The organism is Streptomonospora arabica (assembly GCF_039531585.1).
Taxonomy (GTDB): Bacteria; Actinomycetota; Actinomycetes; order Streptosporangiales; family Streptosporangiaceae; genus Streptomonospora; species Streptomonospora halophila.
This window is the reverse complement of record NZ_BAAAQI010000017.1, coordinates 50454-68304: the sequence shown is the minus strand read 5'-3', so window position 1 is coordinate 68304 and position 17851 is coordinate 50454. Positions and strand designations below refer to the sequence as shown.

The window sequence follows — 17851 nt, the reverse complement described above, 5'->3', positions numbered from 1 at the left end:
GGACGCCTCCATCCCATCGTGCCGGGGCCGGGAGGACCTGAGTACCGGTACTCAACGCGCACGGGGGGCGACCGTGCCGCGGTGGGACACGCGGGGGCGGCGCGGGAGCGCGGGGCCGCCGTCACCGGCCGCCGGGAGCGGCGGCCTCGGAGGTCCGGCCCGGGCGGCGCAGGGGCGCTCCGGCGCGGTGCATGTGGGTCAGCGCCTCGACGTGCGAGCGCACGAAGCCGGTCTCGTGGTAGGACAGCCCGATCTCGGCGCAGTAGGCGCGCACGATGGGGCGGGCGCGGCGCAGGTGGGGAGAGGGCATGCTCGGGAAGAGGTGGTGCTCGATCTGGTAGTTGAGCCCGCCCAGGGCGAGGTCGGTGAACACGCCGCCGGTGACGTTGCGGGATGTCAGCACCTGCTTGCGGAGGAAGTCGGGCTTGTCGCCGCCGGTGAGGGTGGGCATGCCCTTGTGGTTGGGCGCGAAGACGCTGCCCAGGTACACGCCGAACAGGCCCTGGTGGACGGCCAGGAACAGCAGCGCCTTGCCCGGGGAGAGCACGGTGAACAGGGCGCCGAGGTAGAGGGCGAAGTGCGCGGCCAGCAGCGCCGCCTCCAGCCACCGCAGGCGCAGGCGGGGGCGCAGCAGCGAGCGGACGCTCTGCACGTGCAGGTTCAGGCCTTCAAGGGTGAGCAGCGGGTAGAAGAGCACGGCCTGCCACCCGCCGATGATCCGCGCCGGCCCCGACGCGCGCTCGGCCTGGTCGTGCGACCAGACCAGCAGGTCGGGGGCGACGTCGGGGTCGAGGTCCTCGTGGTTGGGGTTGGCGTGGTGCCTGGTGTGCTTGTCCTGCCACCAGCCGTACCCCATGCCGATCCCGAGGTTGCCGACGATCCGCCCGGCCGCCTCGCTGGGGCCGCGCGTGCGGAAGACCTGGCGGTGGGCGAGGTCGTGCGCCGCCAGTGCCACCTGGCCGAAGACGGCGGCGAGGTAGACCGCCACCGCCATCTGCCACCAGGAGTCCCCGATCAGCACAAACGCCGCCCACCCGGCGATGAAGAGGACGGCGAGCGCGCTCAGCCGCACCGCGTAGTACACGGGTCGGCGGCGCATCAGGCCCGCCTGCTCGATCCGCCGCGACAGTGCGGCGAAGTCGCTGGGGGTGCGGGACGCACCCCTGCGCCCGCCCCCGCGCGGCGCTCCGCGCTCCGCGCTCGATCCTGTCATGGTCATGCTGGCTCCTCCACGCGTCGATCCGCTGCCGGAACCCTCGCCCGACAGGGCTCAGCGTGGTGCAGGGCTGACCGTCCGCCATCGCGTCGACCGGGGGATACGCCGCGCACCGCGCTCCGCCCGGTTGCGGCGGAGGTCGGAACCGCTGCCGAACCGGTTCCTTCAACCTAGGCGATACCGGAAGCCGCCACGATGGTGCGGGCTTGCTAACCGAAGGTGGAGCCCGCACCACCCCCTGCACTACCACAAAGCGCCCGCCCTCGGGCAGCGGGGCGAATGCGCGCCGTCCGGTGACGCGACATCAAGAACCGTACTCGGCGCGGATGCGCTCCGCGAAGTGGGAAAACTCGCATCCGTGCAGGAACGCGGACCGCATCGTGCCCGGGTCGGCGGCGCCGGTGCCGGCGATGTCGAAGGCCGTTCCGTGGTCGACCGAGGTGCGCAGGATCGGCAGCCCCACGGTCACCGAGATCGTACCGTCGAAGTCGAACGTCTTCGCGGCGATGTGCCCCTGGTCGTGGTACTGGGAGAGGACACCGTCGTAGCGGTCCTGCAGGAGCTGGTGGAACACGGAGTCGGCGGGCACCGGGCCGGCCACGTCGGCGCCGGAGGCCCGCACCCGCTCGACGGCGGGGGCGAGGTGGTCGATCTCCTCGGTGCCGAACGCGCCGTTCTCGCCGCCGTGCGGGTTGATGGCGGCCACGGCCAGGCGCGGCTCGTCGTGGCCGAAGACCCGCAGGGCCGTGAGCGCCTCCTCGATCGCGGCGACCTGGTGGTCGGCGCCGACCTGGTCCAGCGCCGTGCGCAGTGAGACGTGGCGGGTGGCGAAGAAGATCTTCTTGCCGCGCACCACGAACATGGTGTTCTGCCGGGTGACCCCGGTGAGCGCGCCCAGCATCTCGGTGTGGCCCAGGTGCTCGCTGCCGGCGGCCCAGATGGCCTCCTTGTTGATGGGGCCGGTGACGACGCCCGCCACGCGGCGGTCCATCGCCGCGCGGGTGGCGACCTCGACGGCGCGCACGGCGGCCGCGCCGGCGCGCGCGTCCACCCGCCCCCAGGGCAGCTCGGTCTCGCCCAGCTCGCCGATGTCGAAGCAGTCGAGGACCCCTTCGCGCTCGGCGGGCAGACCCCAGGAGTCCAGCGCGCGGACCTCCACGTCCAGGCCGCACACGGCGGCCGCGCGCCGCAGCACGGCGGGGTCGGCGACCACCACGCCCCGGGCGGAGGCGGTGCCGCCGACCTCGCTGAGCGTGCGCACGGTGATCTCGGGCCCGATCCCCACGGGGTCGCCGACGGTGACGGCGAGGGCCGGACGGCCGGTCGCGGTGTGGGCGGTCTCGGACAATTGGCTTCCCTCCCAGGATGCGCCGGCCGCGGCGGATAGCGCGGCCGGGCTGTTCGGATTCGTCTGCCGCGGCGCCGGAGGTCCCCGGCGCGCGGTCACACCCGCGGCGGTGTGCGCAGCGGGCCGGGGGGATCGGGCGCCTGCGGGGCGTTGGGAGCGTGCGGGGCGTGGTGCTCGGGCACCTCGGCCGGGACCGTGCGCATGCGGGCCTGCACCGCGCGGCGCAGCTCGCCCAGGCACGCGACCAGGGTGGAGTCGTCGCCCACCAGGCCGCCCTTGGTCACCACCGGAACTCCGTCGAGTGCTCCACCGCTGAGCCTGCCGTGCACGGCCAGCGGCACCACCTCTCCGTCCACCTCGAAGGCGCGCACCTCCAACGCGTCGAGGACCGCCGAGGTGACTTCGCCGCCGCTGGTGTAGAGGCCGCTCGGCGCGGCGCCGCCGATCCCCCGCACCGCCTCGGCGACCAGTCCGGCGAGCAGTCCGGGCAAGGCGAGCTTGGCGGCTTCGGGCAGTTCGACGACGTCGCGGGCCGCCCCGGCGGTCCGCAGCACCACGGGTTCGGGGAAGGCGGCCGCGGCGAGGGTGTCGGCGAGCTCGCCGGCGAGCCCCGCGCGGTAGCCGGGCTCGTCGCGGGCCAGGCGGGCGGCGTCGGCCTCGACGAACCGCACGGGACCGCTGCGGGCGGCCGCGTCGAGCTGGCGACGGGTCAGCTCGGTGGCGCTGCCGACCACGCCCAGCAGGGGACCCGCCGCGGCCGCGCTCCCGCGCAGCCCGAGCGCCTCGGCCAGCAGCGCTCCGGCGGGCCCCGGGTCGACGGCCACCCATACGGTGCCGTGGTCGCGGTGCGCACGGGCGGCGGCCTGGGCGATGTCGGCCAGGTGCTGCTCGGTGAGCGCGTCGCAGAGCACGACGGGTTCCGCGCCCGCCGCCAGTTCCGCGTCGAGCGGCCCCTGCGCGACGCTGCGCAGCGGGACGTGGCGCAGCGGCAGGGCCGTCTGCTCGGCGAGCAGGTCGGCCACGACGCTGGTGCGCATCGGGCTGAGCGGGTCCAGCGCGAGCTCGGTGCGCTCCAGCGGGACGCCGTCGAGCAGCTGGACGCCGTCGACGGTGACCCGCCCGGAGGCCGGGAACGCGGGCGCGAGCAGGGCCCGCACCGGGGTGGGCTCGGCGACCCGCGCGCGCACCCGGCGCCACGCCGCCTCCAGCTCCGCGCCGACGTTGCCCCGCAGGGTGGTGTCGGTGCGCTTGACCACCAGCGCCACCGGCCAGACCGCGTCGATCGCGGCGGCGACCGCTTCGGCGGCCCGGCCCGGTGGCATATGGCGGCTGTCGAGGTTGACCACGACGGCGTCGTAGTCGCGGGCCGCGCGCGGGGCCTGCTCGGGTGTGACCGTGGCCACGCGCATCCCGGCGCGCGCGAACCGGGCGCCGGTGGCGTTGGCGCCGGTGAGGTCGTCGGCGACGACGAGTACCTGGGCCACGGTGGTCTCTCCTATCCCAGAACGAGGGCGGCGATACCCAGCAGCGGGATGCTGGCCAGCCACAGTGTCGTGGTGGCGCCGGTCCACATCTTCATCGCCGGAGCGCCGGAGAGCCCGGTGAAACGGGTGACGACCCAGAAGAAGGAGTCGTTGACGTAGGAGAAGACGAAGGAGCCGGAGCACGCGGAAAGAACGGCGAGCGTGGGATCCACCCCCGCCGACTGCACCAGCGGCGCGCCGAGCGTGGCGGCGGTGATGATGGCGACGGTGCCCGAGCCCTGGGCGATGCGCACGAAGGTGGCGATGAGGAAGGGCATCAGGAACAGCGGGACGGGCCAGGTCGAGACCTCCTCGGCCAGGGCGTCGCCCACGCGGGACTGGCGCAGCACCTCGCCGAAGGCGCCTCCCGCGCCGGTGATGAAGACGATCATGCCGGCGGAGGCGGCCGCGGAGGTGAGCCAGCCCACGACGGTCGTGCGTTCGATGTCGAGGCGCGGCAGCAGGTAGACGGCGATGACCAGGCCGATCAGCAGTGCGACGGCGGGTTCGCCGATGAAGGCGAACACGTCGGCGACACGGCTTCCCTCGGCGGCGGCGCCGCTGACGGTGTTGCCGACGATGAGCAGGAGCGGCAGGAGCAGCGGGATCGCCGCCAGCGCAGGGTGCACCCGCGGCTTGGCGTCGTGGCCGGTTCCGTCGGCGGCCGCATCCGCGGGGCTCCCCGCCGGCGCGGAGCCGCCCGGCGCCCCGCCGGAGGCCGCGGCGCCGGCGGCCGCCGGCTCGGGCAGCAGCTCGGGGTCGAGGTGGCGCTCCAGGCGCGGACCCATGATGCGGGCGTAGGCGACCACGACGGGCACCAGGATCACGGCCATCACCAGGCCGGCCACGACGACGGTGCCCAGGTCGGCGCCCAGCAGCCCCACCGCGGCCAGCGGCCCGGGCGTGGGCGGGACCAGGTGGTGGGTGACCGCCAGACCGCCGGCGAGCGCGAGGGAGACGCCCACCAGGGGCTTGCCGTAGCGCCGGGCCAGCGAACGGGCGAGCGGGTGCAGGATGACGAACCCGGAGTCGCAGAAGACCGGGACCGAGACGACCGCGCCGGTGGCGGTCATGGCCACGTCCTCGCGGCCCTTGCCGAAGGCGCGGACGAACATCCGCGCCAGGGCGTCGGCGCCGCCGCTCTCCTCCAGGACCTTGCCGATCATGACGCCGAGTGCGATGACGATGCCGATCCCGGCGAGGGTGTCGCCGAACCCGGAGGTGATGTAGCCGATCAGGTCGTTGATGGGGACTCCGGCGACCACGCCGGTGACCAGCGCGCCGGCCAGCAGGCCGACGAACGCGTCCAGTCGCGACCACACGATGATCGCGACGACAGCGGCGACGCCGAGGACCAGCGCCGCGAGCAGCTGCACATCCATGTCCGCCCCTTTCGTGGGGTCAATCGGTTGCCGCAGGCGTGATGGGGCCGCCTGCGGTCGCTGCGACGCGGAGCCGGCAGGAGGGGTCCGCGTCGAACGCGCGGGCGTCCTCGTCGCTGATGCCGTCGTCGGTGACGAGGACGTGGGGGCCGGGCACGACCGCCCAGTAGGGGTGTTCGCCGGTGTGGAGCTTGCTGGAGTCGGCGACCACGACGACCTCGCGGGCGCTGCGCATCTGCAGCTCCTTGACCGCCGCCAGTTCGGGGCTGGGGCAGTTGACGCCGCGGCCGGGGAGCAGCCCGTCCGCGCCGATGAAGGCGATGTCGGCGGTGACCCGGTCGAGGACGCCGCGCGCGTAATCGCCCACGATGGAGCCGCGCCGCCGCCGCACCCGCCCGCCGACGACGATCAGCTCGACGCCTTCCGCGTCGTGCAGGGCGGTCATCGGCCCCAGTCCGCTGGTGACCACGGTGGGACCCGAGCGGGCGGCCAGCCGCTCGGCGATGAAGGTCGTGGTGCTGCCCGCGTCGAGCAGCACCACGTGGTCGTCCTCGACGAGGTCGGCCGCCAACGCCGCGATCCGCCGCTTGGCGGCGGCGTTGCGCTGGCTCTTCTGCGCCCAGGACAGCTCACCGCCCCCGGGCGAGGGCACGGCGCCGCCGTGCGTGCGCACGATCTTGCCGGCCTGCTCCAGCTCGGTCAGGCCGCGACGCACCGTCGACGGGCTGATCCCCAGCGCACGGGCGAGGTCCTCGACCCGGTGGACGCCGTCGACGACCGCGTCCAGGAGCTCCTGATGGCGCACGCGACACTCCCGTTTGCTTGCTCATTTCACGCAGATGAACGGCACAATAGTGACTCAAATGAGCAGTACAAGCAACAGGTAGACCAGATCGTGACTGAACTGCGCAATTTCACCTGGGGCCCGGCGGGGGCGCCGAGCGCACCGGCCCCTGTTGGACCAAGCCGCCGAAGGGGCCTCGGGCGTGTTGGCGGGTCCCTCCGGAGGAAGCGCCCGCGGGCGCGCCCCGCTCCCGGGGCGCGAAGCGCCGCTCCTCCGGCGGGGCGCTCGGCGCTGCGGCAGGGACCGGTGCCGCTCCCGCGCGGCCGGGGAAGGGGCCGGGGCGGATCCCGGCCGGCAGGACGGGAACGCGGCGGGAGCGGTGCCGGGGCGCCGCAGGAGGACGGCGACCCGGCGAGCACGCCTCAGCCCGCGGGCAGGGCGGCGACGGCGCCCGTGCGGCCGCGGGCGGCCAGGAATTCGGCGGTGCCGGCGTCGGCGGGGAAGAAGGACTCGACGACGAGCTCGGCGAGGGTGACGTCCACGGGTGTGCCGAGTGTGGCCACCGTGCTGAAGAACGAGAGCTCACGGTCGCCGTGGCGCAGGCGCAGCGGCACGACGAAGTCGCCGGGGCCGCCCGGGGCACTCTCGGCCGCGGAGCCGTCGTCGCCGGGATAGGAGCGCAGCTCGGCGTAGAGCTCGCGCAGGTCGGCCGCGTCGGTGACCTCCGCCTGGCGCCGCAGGCGCCCGAGCAGGTGCGCCCGCCACTCGCCCAGGTTGGCGATCCGCGGCGCCATCCCCTCGGGGTGGAGACTGGCCCGCAGCACGTTGACGGGCGGGCTCAGCAGGTGGTCGGCGACGGTCTCGGTGAGCAGGGCGATGCCGGCGTTGGCGTCGAGCAGGTCCCACCGCCGGTCCACGACCACCGCGGGATAGGGCTCGTGGCCGGTGAGCATCCTGCCCACGGCCGTGCGGACCTCCGCCATCCGCGGGTCGTCCAGTGAGGTCTCCGGGTAGGCGGGCGCGTAGCCGGCGGCGAGCAGCACCCGGTTCCGTTCGCGCAGCTCCAGGTCCAGGTGGTCGCACAGGCGCAGGACGAGGTCGCGGCTGGGCCCCGAGCGCCCGGTCTCGACGAAGCTCAAGTGCCGGGTGGACACCCCGGTCAGGCCGGAGAGCGCGAGCTGGCTGAGGCCGCGCCGCGCGCGCCAGTGCCGCAGCAGGGCGCCGACGGGCTCTGCCGTACGCGCCGACACCATCACCACTGCGCCGCCTCCTCTGGTCGGGCCGAGCGCTCCCGCGCCTCGCCTGCCCCGCCACGATGCCCGCGTTGTGCGGCCGTGTCCATTACCCGCCGGGTAACGCCCGCGGACGCCGGCCCGCCGCTACCTCGCGCGTAATCGACGGGCGCGGTGTCCCGTGGCAGCTTTCTCGGCACCGGCCGGGGCGATCGACGCAGTCTGCGCCCCGCACTCGGACCCGACTATGGAGGACACACCATGCAGGACTTCGACGACCTGGTGAAACGCTTCATCGCCGCATGGAACGAGGCCGACCCGGCCTCCCGGGCCGACGCGGTCGCCCGACTGTGGACCGAGGACGGCCGCTACACCGACCCGCTGGCCGACGCCTCCGGGCACGAGGCGATCGCCGCGGTCATCGCCCAGGTGCAGGAGCTCTTCCCCGGCCACGTCTTCCGCGCCCTGCCGGAGGTGGACGCCCACCACCACGTCGCCCGGTTCGGCTGGGAGCTCGTACCCGAAGGCGGGGGTGAGCCCGTCGCGGTCGGCTTCGACGTCGCCGAAGCGGCCGGCGACGGGCGGATCAGCGCCGTCTACGGCTTTCTCGACAAGGCGCCCGCGATGGGGTGACCGGCGCCCCGGCCGCTCCGGCCCGCAGGGGGCGTTGCCATCCGGGCGTGAGCGGCCGGCGCTCGGCCACGGGGCGTCGGCGGTCCGGCCGCCCCCTCTCGGCCGGGCCGCGCCGCCCGCGTCGCCGAAGCGGCCGGCGACGCGGTGCCGGCGGCGGCCGTCAGGACCGCCGCGCCGCCGAGGGCAGCGCGAAGTGGACGGTCTCGCGGGTGACCTCGCGCTCGTGCACGGTGACCGGCCCCAGTCCGCCGAGCGCGGCGACCACCTCCTCGACGAGCCCGGGCGGCGCCGATGCGCCGGCGGTCAGCCCGACCGTTCGCACGCCCGCGAGCCACTCCGGCCGGATCTCGCCCGTGTCGTCGACCAGATGGGCCGGGACGCCGCGGCGCTGGGCAAGCTCCACCAGCCGCACGGAGTTGGAGGAGTTGGCCGAGCCGACCACCAGCACCACGTCGGACTCCCCGGCGATCGCGGCCAGCGCGTCCTGGCGGTTGGTGGTGGCGTAGCAGATGTCGTCGGAGGCGGGCCCGCGCAGCGACGGGAAGCGGGCCCGCAGCGCGTCGACGACCTCGGCGGTCTCGTCGACGGCGAGGGTGGTCTGGGTCAGATAGGCGACCCGCTCGGGGTCGGCGACCTCCAGGGCCGCGACGTCCTCGGGCGCCTCGACCAGGACCGTGCGCGCGGGCGCCTGTCCGAGGGTGCCCTCCACCTCCTCGTGGCCGCCGTGGCCGATGAGCACCACGGTGTCGCCGCGGGACGCGAACCGGCGCGCCTCGGTGTGCACCTTGGTGACGAGCGGGCATGCGGCGTCGACGACGTGCAGGCCCCGCTCGGCCGCCTGCCGGTGCACCTGCGGCGAGACGCCGTGCGCGGAGAAGACCACGGCGGCCCCTTCGGGGACCTCGTCGAGCTCGTCGACGAACACGGCCCCGCGCGCTTCGAGCCCGGCCACGACACGGGTGTTGTGCACGATCTGCTTGCGCACGTAGACGGGTCCGCCGCGCTGCTGGAGCACCTGCTCCACCACCTCGATGGCGCGCTCGACCCCGGCGCAGAAGGACCGGGGAGCGGCGAGCAGGACGGTGCGCGCCGCTCCCGCGACGGCGAGCCAGGCGTCGACGGCCTCGCGGAGGGCACTCTCGCCCGCCTGCCCCGGCACCGTCGCCGCGGTGGGGGCCGCGCCGAGCCCGCGCGGCGGGTCGGACCCCGCGACCACGGCGGTGTAGCCGCCGCCGTGGTCCGCGCCGGCCGCGCCTTCGCCGCCGCTCGGCGGGGTTACTCCTCCCCCGGCGGCCGGGCGGCGGCTTTCGGGCAGCCGCAGTGCGCCCCGGACCGGGCGGGCGCCGCGGCGGCTCAGTTCGCCGGCGACCAGGTCGGCAGCAGGGCAGGGGACGTCGGGACCGTGCGGGGGGACGAGGCGGTCGGCGACCAGGACCTCGCCCAGGGGCGGGTCCCCGCCGCCGGGCGCCGTGGCCGGTGCTGCGGTCTGAGGGGTCCGGGACATGGCTGTGTGCCTCCTCGGCTCGGCCGTGGTCAGTGGTCGCGGCGGACGGCCAGGCGGGCCAGCTCCGCCAGTTCGGCGGCGGGGGCCGCCGCCGCGGCCGCGGAGCGCAGATGCTCCAGCGCGCTCTCCAGCAGGGCGGCGGTCTCGCGCTCGGCCCAGGAGCGCCCTCCCGCTAGCTCGACCAGCTCGGCGGCGCGGACCAGGTCGGGGCCCTCCAGAGGCCGGGCGCGGGCGAACAGGGCCGCCAACTCGCCCGACTCCGCGGTGCCGGCGGCCAGCGCGGCCACGACGGGCAGCGACTTCTTGCGGTTGCGCAGGTCGGAGTGGACGGGTTTGCCGGTGGTCGCCGGATCGCCCCAGATGCCCAGCAGGTCGTCGGCGATCTGGAAGGCGAGGCCGAGCAGCTCGCCGAAGCGGTGCATCCCTTCGGCCCGCCCCGGCGCGGCTCCGCCGAGGGAGGCACCGAGGCCGCAGGCGCAGCCGAGCAGCGCGCCGGTCTTGGCCTCGGCCATCGCGCGGCATTCCGCGGGGGCGATGTCGGCGCGCCGCTCGAAGTCCATGTCGGCGCTCTGGCCGGCGATGAGCCGCTGGACCGTGCTGTTGAGCCGCCGCACCGTGTCGCTGCCGGCGGGGTCGCCGCCCGCGGCCAGGGTGTCGAACGCCAGCGACAGCAGCGCATCGCCGGCGAGGACGGCGCCGCCGGTCCCGAAGACGCGCCAGGCGGTGGCCCGATGCCTGCGGGTGGCGTCGCCGTCCATGACGTCGTCGTGCAGGAGCGAGAAGTTGTGCACCAGCTCGACGGCCACCGCCGCCGGGACCGCGCCCTGCCCGGAGCCCCCGGCCGCCCGGGCGCTGAGCAGCGCCAGCGCGGCGCGGAACAGCTTGCCGCCCGCACCGCCCACCGGGTTGCCGTGCTCGTCGCACCAGCCGAAGTGGTACTCGGCGATCGCTCGCGGCGCGGAAGGAAGGGTCGCGACCGCCGCCCGCAGTGCGGGGTCGACGACGTCGCGGACGCCGGCGAGCACATCGGCGGCCGGTCGGCCGCCCGTCGTCTCCTCGATTGCCACCATGGTCGCAAGTCCCTTCTGTGCGTAGCGCCGATCGGGTCAGCGTCCGGTCTCGACGTGCTCCAGAATCCCGAGGGCGTCGGGGACCGGCACGGCGGCCGAGTAGTAGGTGCTGACCAGGTAGGACATCAGGGCCTTGTCGTCGATGCCCATGAACCGCACCGACAGCCCGGGCTCGTACTCGTCGGGCAGGCCGATGTGGTGGAGGCCGACGACGCCCTGGTCGTCCTCGCCGGTGCGCATCGCGAGGACGGAGGTCGTCCCCGCGCCCGTGACGGGGATCTTGTCGCAGGGCAGGATCGGGATCCCGCGCCAGCCGGCGACCGCGTGGCCCTGGTGTTCGACGGTGTCGGGGTAGACGCCGCGGCGGCTGCACTCGCGGCCGAATGCGGCGATCGCGCGGGGGTGCGCCAGGATGACGCGGGTCTTGCGCCGCCGGGAGACGAGGTCGTCGAGGTCGTCGGGGGTGGGCGGACCGCTGCGCGTGGGAATCCGCTGCCGCAGATCCGCATTGTGCAGCAACCCGAAATCGCGGTTGTTCACCATCTCGTGCTCCTGGCGCTCCCGCAGCGCCTCCACCGTCAACCGCAGCTGCTCCTCCAACTGGTTCATCGGCTGGTTGTACAGATCCGCCACCCGCGTATGAACCCGCAGCACCGTCTGCGCCACACTCAGCTCGTACTCCCGCGGCGCCGCCTCATAATCCACGAACGTCCCCGGCAGCAACGGCTCACCCGCATGCCCCGACGCCACCGCGATGTCGGCTTCGCCGTACTTGTTGGCGGGACGGAAGGCGCGCCCGCGCGCCTGCTCGATGTGCGTGCGCAGCGCGGCGGAGGCGTCGGCGGTCTGCAGGAAGCGCTCGCGGCTCAGTGCGAGCACGGTGCAGGCGGTCCTGGCCCTGACGGTCTCGCCCCAGGTGCCGGGAGCGGCCTCCAGCGCGGCGCCGCCGAAGTGGTCCCCGTCGGTCAGCTGGTCCACCACCGCGTCGTCGCCGTAGTCGCCGGTGCGCAGCACCGCGGCCTTTCCGTGCGCCATCAGGTACACGTGGTCGACGGGGTCGCCGGCGGCGGCGACGACGTCGCCGGGACCGTACTCGCGCTGCTCGAAGCGGTCGGCGAGCGCCTCCAGGACGCCCTGGTCGCCGAAGCCGCGCAGCGCGGGCAGCTCGGCGAGCTCGGGCGGCAGCACCCGGACGTCGGCGCCGGTCGAGACGAAACTGACCCGCCCGTCGCCGACAGTGCAGGTCAGTCGGCGGTTCACCCGGTAGGCGCCGCCGTCGACCTGCACCCAGGGCAGGGACCGCAGCAGCCAGCGGGAGGTGATCCCCTGCATCTGCGGGGGAGTCTTGGTCGTCGTCGCGAGGTTGCGCGCCGCCGCGGTACCGAGGCTCCGCTGCTCGGGCCGCTCGTTCTCGACGCTTGGGTCCGTCATCGGGTGCACCACCTGACTCGGTTCGTGTTTCTCGGGTTCGTGCCGGGGCCGCGGGGGTCGCGGTCCGTCCGGCGGTCGCGGCCGGGCCGCCACCGGGCGGGGTCGCCGTCGGCGCTCCACCCGGCGCCGGCGGGTCCGTGCGGGCGGAAGGGGGCGGGGAGCCTCGATGCGGTCGGCGCCCGTGCGGCCGGATCGGGGCTGCGGGGGGTGCCGCACGGGCGGGTCCGCGGGGCGGGAGCCTCAGTCCTCGCGTCCGACCTCGACGTTCTCCAGAATCCCGAGGGCGTCGGGGACCAGCACGGCGGCCGAGTAGTAGGTGCTGACCAGGTAGGACATCAGGGCCTTGTCGTCGATGCCCATGAACCGCACCGACAGCCCCGGCTGGTACTCGTCGGGCAGACCGGTCTGGTGGAGGCCGATGACGCCCTGCTTCTCCTGGCCGGTGCGCATGAGCATGATCGAGGTGCTGCGGGTGTCGCTCACCGGGATCTTGTTGCAGGGGAACATGGGCACGCCACGCCAGGCGGGCACGCGGTGCCCCTCGATGTCGGCGCTTTGGGGATAGACGCCGCGGCGGCTGCACTCGCGGCCGAACGCGGCGATCGCGCGGGGGTGGGCGAGCAGGAAGTCCGGCTGCTTCCACACCGTGGCCAGCAGCTCGTCGAGGTCGTCGGGGGTGGGCGGACCGCTGCGCGTGGGAATCCGCTGCCGCAGATCCGCATTGTGCAGCAACCCGAAATCGCGGTTGTTCACCATCTCGTGCTCCTGGCGCTCCCGCAGCGCCTCCACCGTCAACCGCAGCTGCTCCTCCAACTGGTTCATCGGCTGGTTGTACAGATCCGCCACCCGCGTATGAACCCGCAGCACCGTCTGCGCCACACTCAGCTCGTACTCCCGCGGCGCCGCCTCATAATCCACGAACGTCCCCGGCAGCAACGGCTCACCCGCATGCCCCGACGCCACCGCGATCGCCGCCTCGCCGCCGGGGTCCGCCTGGGGCACGTCCCGGGAGCCGATCTCCGCCAGATGCGCACGCAGCGCCTCGGAGCGCCCGGCGACCTCCTCGAACTCCGACCGCCGCAGGGTGAGCACGGTGCAGGGGGTGAGCGCCTTGGCCGTGGCGTCCCAGGTGCCCTGGTCCTCGACCAGGGCGGCCGCACCGAAGTGGTCGCCGTCGATCATGGTCCCCAGGACCGCATCGTCGCCGTACTCGCCGCTGCCCAGTCGGCTCACCTTGCCGTGGGCGATCAGGCACACCCGGTCAGCCGGGGAGCCGCGCTCGACGATGACGTCGCCGGGCGCGTACTCCTCCTGGGTGAAGCGCTCGGCCAGCGCCTCCAGCGCGGCTTCGTCGCCGAAGTCGCGCAGCAGCGACAGCTCGCACAGCTCGTGCGGGATCACCCGCACGTCGGCGCCGGTCGAGACGAAGCTGACCCGCCCGTCGCCGACGGTGTAGGTGAGCCGGCGGTTCACGCGGTAGGAGCCGCCGGCGGCCTCGATCCAGGGGAGCAGGCGCAGCAGCCAGCGGGAGGTGATCCCCTGCATCTGCGGGGGAGTCTTGGTCGTCGTCGCGAGGTTCCGCGCGGCCTCGGTTCCCAGGCTCAGCCGCTGCTGCCCGTTATCCACACCGGACTCGGTCATGGAGGTTCCACCCAATCCTTGCTGAGGGTTGATTCTGTGCCGATTGTTCATCGACCGGCGATCCCCGCACACGGAATCCGACCGGCGCCCGGATCTACGGTGGACGTTCGTTATCCGAGCACCATTCGTGCGCGGATGTCGGGGAAATCCGATTTCGCCTTCCACGGGGATACTCGGACCGTCGTCCGCCGCGGGGGACGGGAGACGCACCGGAGAACTCCGCTTCGCACGCCGCTTTGTCGGACCGGCTTCTTCGGCGGTCACGTTCGGTGTCCGGTCGATCGCACACCTGGTCGGCACCTCACGTACCCGGCGATCCTGCGCTCATGCGCCTCGAACACCGACTTCCACCACGGACGCCTATCGCGCGCTCATAGACCCCGAATTCGGTTCGCACGGAACAGCGGCGGCGATTACCGCGCCGAACCCCTTACCTGCGACCAAGCAAGGCGCCACCGCGTTCAGGACCGCGCGTATCCCGGTACGAAGAAATCCGCCGGAATAGCGGAACAGCCTCCGGAGGACCGAATCCGGGCATTCGGTAACCATAATGAAGACATGCCTGCAACCGGGCTCGCGGGCCGCGGTTCGCCTCACCATAGAGGATAAATCAGACCAAGCAATAAAAGCAGTCCGGATACACCGAACTGCTCATACCGACTCGATCTCCATTTTTCCGCCTGGGGTGCGGCCGGCGGGCCGGCGCAGCGGGTGCCCGCTGCGCCGGCCCGCCGGACCCATCAGCCGCCCGCCGCGGCGGGCTCGTGCTCCTGGCGCAGGATGCCGCGCACCGCCGCCTCGACGGCCCCGGCGTCGATCCCGGCCTCGCGCCGCTGCTCCTCGGGTGTGGCCGAGCCCGGCATCCCCGTCACCGCGAGCTTCATCGTGCGCGGCGTGGAACGGGTGTCGGCGAACACGTCCAGCACGGCGTCCCCCAGCCCGCCTTCGGGCCAGTGGTCCTCGACCGTGACGATGCGCCCCGTCTCCTCGGCCGCGGTGCGCAGCGTCGGGGCGTCCACCGGCTTGATCGAATAGGCGTCGATCACGCGCACGCCGATCCCCTCGCCGGCGAGCGCATCGGCCGCGGCCAGCGCCTCGTACACCGTCGCGCCGGCGGCCACGACCGTCACCCGGTCGTCGGCCGAGGAGCGCAGCACCTTGCTGCCGCCGATCTCGAAGCCCTCGTCGGGCCCGTAGAGCACCGGCGTCTTGCCGCGCAGCGTCCGCAGGTAACTCACCCCGTCGTGCTCGGCCATCCCGGCGGTCAGGCGCGCGGCGGAGTTGGCGTCGCAGGGGTGCAGCACCACGCTGTTGTGCACGGCGCGCAGGGCCGCGATGTCCTCCAGCCCCATCTGGGAGGGGCCGTCCTCCCCGATGGACACACCGGCGTGTGACCCGACGAGGTTGATGTCCGCACGGCTGACCGCCGCCATCCGGACGAAGTCGTAGGCGCGGGTCAGGAAGGCCGCGAAGGTCGCCGCGTAGGGCGTCCACCCGCGTACCTGCAGCCCCACCGCCGCGGCGATCATCTGCTGCTCGGCGATGTAGAACTCGAAGAAGCGGTCCGGGAGCTGCTCGGCGAAGAACTTGGCGCGCGTGGAGTCGGCGACCTCGCCGTCCAGCACGACCGTGTCGGGGCGCGCGGTGCCGAGCGCCGCCACCGCCCGCCCGAAGGCGTCGCGGGTGGCCTCCTCATCGCCCACGGCGTAGGTCGGCAGGTCCACCCGGGAACCGCCGGGACGCTGGCGCACTCCCCCGCTGTCGGGCAGCGCCACGTCGATGCGCAGGTCGCGCCGCCCGCCCAGCTCGGAGATCGCCTGCTCGGCGTCGCTCAGCGGCTTGCCGTGCGCGCCCTCCTGGTCGGCGACGGCGCTGACGCCGGCCCCCTTGACGGTGCGGGCGATGATCGCGGTGGGGCGCTCGGCCTCCTCGCGCGCCCGGCGGTAGGCCGAGTCGATCTCGTCGACGTCGTGCCCGTCGATCTCGACCGTGTGCCAGCCGAACGCCTCCACGCGGCGGCGGTAGGCGTCCAGGTCCCAGCCGAGCCGGGTCGGACCGCGCTGCCCCAGCCGGTTGATGTCCAAGACAGCGGTCAGGTTGGCCAGGCCCGCCTGTCCGGCGTACTCCATGGCCTCCCACACCGAGCCCTCGGCGAGCTCGCTGTCGCCGCAGAGGACCCAGACGCGGTACGGGAGGCGGTCCAGGCTCGCGCCCGCCAGGGCCACGCCCGCTCCGATCGGCAGGCCCTGCCCGAGGGACCCGGTGGCCACGTCGACCCACGGCAGCCGCGGCGTGGGGTGGCCCTCAAGCGGGCTGCCCAGCTTGCGGTAGCGCAGCAGCTCCTCGTCGGAGATCGCGCCGCAGGCCTTGTACAGGGCGTACAGCAGCGGCGACGCGTGCCCCTTGGAGAAGATCAGGTGGTCGTTGCCCGAATGGGCGGGCTCGTTGAAGTCGTAGCGGAGATGGTCCGAGGCGAGCACGGCCATGAGGTCCGCCGCCGACATCGACGAGGTCGGGTGCCCCGAACCCGCGGCGTCGGCGGCGCGGACCGCGTCGACGCGCAGCTGCTGTCCCAGCTCCTTGAGCCGTTGCCGGTCGGTCATCGTGTTCTTCCTCCTCATATGGCATAGCGCCGCGGAACGGCAGCCCGGGCCCGCTACCCGCCAAAGGGCCGCGCATGCGCCGGCGGCGGTTCCCCGGGCGCGGGCGCCCGCCGGTCGTGCAGCCCCTGCACGGTGGCCCCGGCCAGGTAGTCGACGACGTCGGCGGCGCTGGACCGGCGGGCGTGGGCGGCGCGCTGGCGTGCGGCGCCGCCGCCGCGCGTGCGCAGCGCGGCCAGCGCCTCCAGCGCGTACCCGAGGTCGCCGGAGCGGGCGAGGTAGGGCCGCAGGTGCTCGACGGCCCCGGCGAGGACGGAGTGGACCGGACGCAGCCGGCCGCCGCCCAGCGGATCGGGGCAGCTGCCCTCCAGCCCGTCGCGCGCGGCGCGCCACAGGTCGCCGCGCAGCACCGCCGGGTCGCGCCGCGCGGGCGTCCGGCCGGCGGCGGCGTCGTCCAGCGCGGCGCTGACCAGGGCGCGCACCAGGACCGCGAGCAGGGCCGACTCCTCAGGGGTGGAGGGAACGTCGCACACCCGGATCTCGACCGTCGGGTTGTAATCCGAGAGCCGGATGTCCCAGTAGACCATCCGGCGGTCCAGCGCGGCGCCCGACTCCAGCAGCGCCGCGACGCAGGCCTCGTAGTGCTCGGCCGACTCCATGGGGGGCGGCGGCCCCCCGGTGGGCCAGCGCGACCAGCGGGGCTGGCGCCAGCTGGCGTAGCCGGTGTCGGCTCCCTCGCAGACCGGGGAGTTGGCGCTCAGCGCCAGCAGGACCGGCAGCCACGGCCGCAGGCGGTTGCTGGCCGCCACCCCGCTGTCGCGGTCGGGAACGCCCACGTGCACATGGCAGCCGCAGTTGGTGCCCGCCGCTGCGGCCACGGCGCCGAACCGCTCGGCGATGCGCCGGTAGCGCGATCCCGGGTTGAGCCGCTGGGGGCCGCTCTCGGCCATGATCGGCACGCCCGCGGCCACCACCCGCACGCCCTGGCCGGCGGCGGCTTCGGCCAGCCGCCGGCGCGCGGCGCGCAGTCCGCCGAGCAGCTCGTCGACCCGGGTGCAGACCGGGCCGGCCGACTCGACCTGGCTCCGGGTGAACTCGCCGAGCAGCGCGCTCGCCCCCGGTGCGGCGGAGTCCAAGACCTCGACACTGCGCGGGGCGAGCGCCCCCGACGCGTCGACCAGGAAGAACTCCTCTTCGACACCCATCGTGGGCACGCCGGCGCCTCCGCGCCGGAGCGACCGGGAGACGACCATGGATCACCGCCCTCCGCGATTGCGCCCCCGGCCGCCGGCGGCACCGCGCGGGGACAGGCGTCCGTCCTCGGTGGTCGGCTCGCCGGGAACCGGAGACTGGTTGCGATGGTGGGGCGGCGCCGCCCGGGGCCGCTGCCCGCGGGACGGCGCGGCGGCGGCCGCGCGGCGCGCCCCGAAGGCGGACCGCTCGGTGTCCGCCTACCCCGCCGGTGCGGACGGTAACCGCTGACTTGC

At 74.4% G+C, this 17851-nt stretch carries 13 protein-coding genes; 1 reads left to right on the top strand and 12 read right to left on the bottom strand.

Going from position 1 to position 17851, the window contains the following annotated elements; all coding sequences use genetic code 11:
• Nucleotides 1-121: 121 nt before the first annotated feature.
• The 6 genes from ABD284_RS21365 to ABD284_RS21340 all read right to left on the bottom strand — a co-directional run bounded on the left by ABD284_RS21365 (nt 122) and on the right by ABD284_RS21340 (nt 7506).
• Complete coding sequence (locus ABD284_RS21365) at nt 122-1099, bottom strand: fatty acid desaturase family protein (RefSeq protein WP_344146673.1); 978 nt, start codon at nt 1097-1099, stop codon at nt 122-124.
• A 421-nt stretch (nt 1100-1520) separates the two neighbouring features.
• Nucleotides 1521-2564 carry a 4-hydroxythreonine-4-phosphate dehydrogenase PdxA gene (pdxA, locus tag ABD284_RS21360; protein WP_344146525.1) on the bottom strand — a complete coding sequence of 348 codons (1044 nt, stop codon included), beginning with the start codon at nt 2562-2564 and terminating at the stop codon, nt 1521-1523.
• 95 nt (nt 2565-2659) lie between these two features.
• Entirely contained in the window at nt 2660-4048 is a 1389-nt protein-coding gene (locus ABD284_RS21355) for a four-carbon acid sugar kinase family protein (RefSeq protein ID WP_344146522.1), read from the bottom strand.
• Nucleotides 4049-4059: 11 nt separating this feature from the next.
• On the bottom strand, nt 4060-5469 hold the full coding sequence (locus ABD284_RS21350; protein WP_344146519.1) for a GntP family permease: 1410 nt from the start codon (nt 5467-5469) through the stop codon (nt 4060-4062).
• Between the two features lie 19 nt (nt 5470-5488).
• Complete coding sequence (locus ABD284_RS21345; protein WP_344146516.1) at nt 5489-6274, bottom strand: DeoR/GlpR family DNA-binding transcription regulator; 786 nt, start codon at nt 6272-6274, stop codon at nt 5489-5491.
• A gap of 401 nt (nt 6275-6675) precedes the next feature.
• Complete coding sequence (locus tag ABD284_RS21340) at nt 6676-7506, bottom strand: helix-turn-helix domain-containing protein (protein WP_344146670.1); 831 nt, start codon at nt 7504-7506, stop codon at nt 6676-6678.
• 240 nt (nt 7507-7746) lie between these two features.
• Here ABD284_RS21340 and ABD284_RS21335 point away from each other — a divergent pair, with 240 nt between their 5' ends.
• Nucleotides 7747-8118: a nuclear transport factor 2 family protein gene (locus ABD284_RS21335; RefSeq protein WP_344146513.1), complete on the top strand. Its 372-nt coding sequence runs from the start codon at nt 7747-7749 to the stop codon at nt 8116-8118.
• Between the two features lie 160 nt (nt 8119-8278).
• Here the strand turns inward: ABD284_RS21335 and ispH are convergent, their stop codons facing one another.
• From ispH to ABD284_RS21305, 6 genes are all read right to left on the bottom strand, one after another.
• The gene (gene ispH / locus ABD284_RS21330) at nt 8279-9622 is read right to left on the bottom strand and encodes a 4-hydroxy-3-methylbut-2-enyl diphosphate reductase (protein ID WP_344146510.1); all 1344 of its coding nucleotides are present in this window, start codon (nt 9620-9622) and stop codon (nt 8279-8281) included.
• 29 nt (nt 9623-9651) lie between these two features.
• Nucleotides 9652-10692: a family 2 encapsulin nanocompartment cargo protein polyprenyl transferase gene (locus tag ABD284_RS21325; protein WP_344146507.1), complete on the bottom strand. Its 1041-nt coding sequence runs from the start codon at nt 10690-10692 to the stop codon at nt 9652-9654.
• 36 nt (nt 10693-10728) lie between these two features.
• The gene (locus ABD284_RS21320; RefSeq protein WP_344146504.1) at nt 10729-12123 is read right to left on the bottom strand and encodes a family 2B encapsulin nanocompartment shell protein; all 1395 of its coding nucleotides are present in this window, start codon (nt 12121-12123) and stop codon (nt 10729-10731) included.
• Nucleotides 12124-12363: 240 nt separating this feature from the next.
• Nucleotides 12364-13764, bottom strand: a complete 1401-nt coding sequence (locus ABD284_RS21315) for a family 2B encapsulin nanocompartment shell protein (protein WP_344146501.1) — start codon at nt 13762-13764, stop codon at nt 12364-12366.
• Between the two features lie 740 nt (nt 13765-14504).
• Nucleotides 14505-16367: a transketolase gene (locus ABD284_RS21310; protein WP_386699652.1), complete on the bottom strand. Its 1863-nt coding sequence runs from the start codon at nt 16365-16367 to the stop codon at nt 14505-14507.
• A 53-nt stretch (nt 16368-16420) separates the two neighbouring features.
• On the bottom strand, nt 16421-17569 hold the full coding sequence (locus ABD284_RS21305; protein WP_344146667.1) for a carboxylate-amine ligase: 1149 nt from the start codon (nt 17567-17569) through the stop codon (nt 16421-16423).
• Nucleotides 17570-17851: the final 282 nt, after the last annotated feature.

Coding starts and splice junctions, on each gene's coding strand:
- ABD284_RS21320 (WP_344146504.1), bottom strand. CDS start 12,123: ATGACGGACCCAAGCGTCGAGAACGAGCGGCCCGAGCAGCGGAGCCTC.
- ABD284_RS21350 (WP_344146519.1), bottom strand. CDS start 5,469: ATGGATGTGCAGCTGCTCGCGGCGCTGGTCCTCGGCGTCGCCGCTGTC.
- ispH (WP_344146510.1), bottom strand. CDS start 9,622: ATGTCCCGGACCCCTCAGACCGCAGCACCGGCCACGGCGCCCGGCGGC.
- ABD284_RS21310 (WP_386699652.1), bottom strand. CDS start 16,367: ATGACCGACCGGCAACGGCTCAAGGAGCTGGGACAGCAGCTGCGCGTC.
- ABD284_RS21340 (WP_344146670.1), bottom strand. CDS start 7,506: ATGGTGTCGGCGCGTACGGCAGAGCCCGTCGGCGCCCTGCTGCGGCAC.
- ABD284_RS21365 (WP_344146673.1), bottom strand. CDS start 1,099: ATGCGCCGCCGACCCGTGTACTACGCGGTGCGGCTGAGCGCGCTCGCC.
- ABD284_RS21335 (WP_344146513.1), top strand. CDS start 7,747: ATGCAGGACTTCGACGACCTGGTGAAACGCTTCATCGCCGCATGGAAC.
- ABD284_RS21305 (WP_344146667.1), bottom strand. CDS start 17,569: ATGGGTGTCGAAGAGGAGTTCTTCCTGGTCGACGCGTCGGGGGCGCTC.
- ABD284_RS21325 (WP_344146507.1), bottom strand. CDS start 10,692: ATGGTGGCAATCGAGGAGACGACGGGCGGCCGACCGGCCGCCGATGTG.
- ABD284_RS21315 (WP_344146501.1), bottom strand. CDS start 13,764: ATGACCGAGTCCGGTGTGGATAACGGGCAGCAGCGGCTGAGCCTGGGA.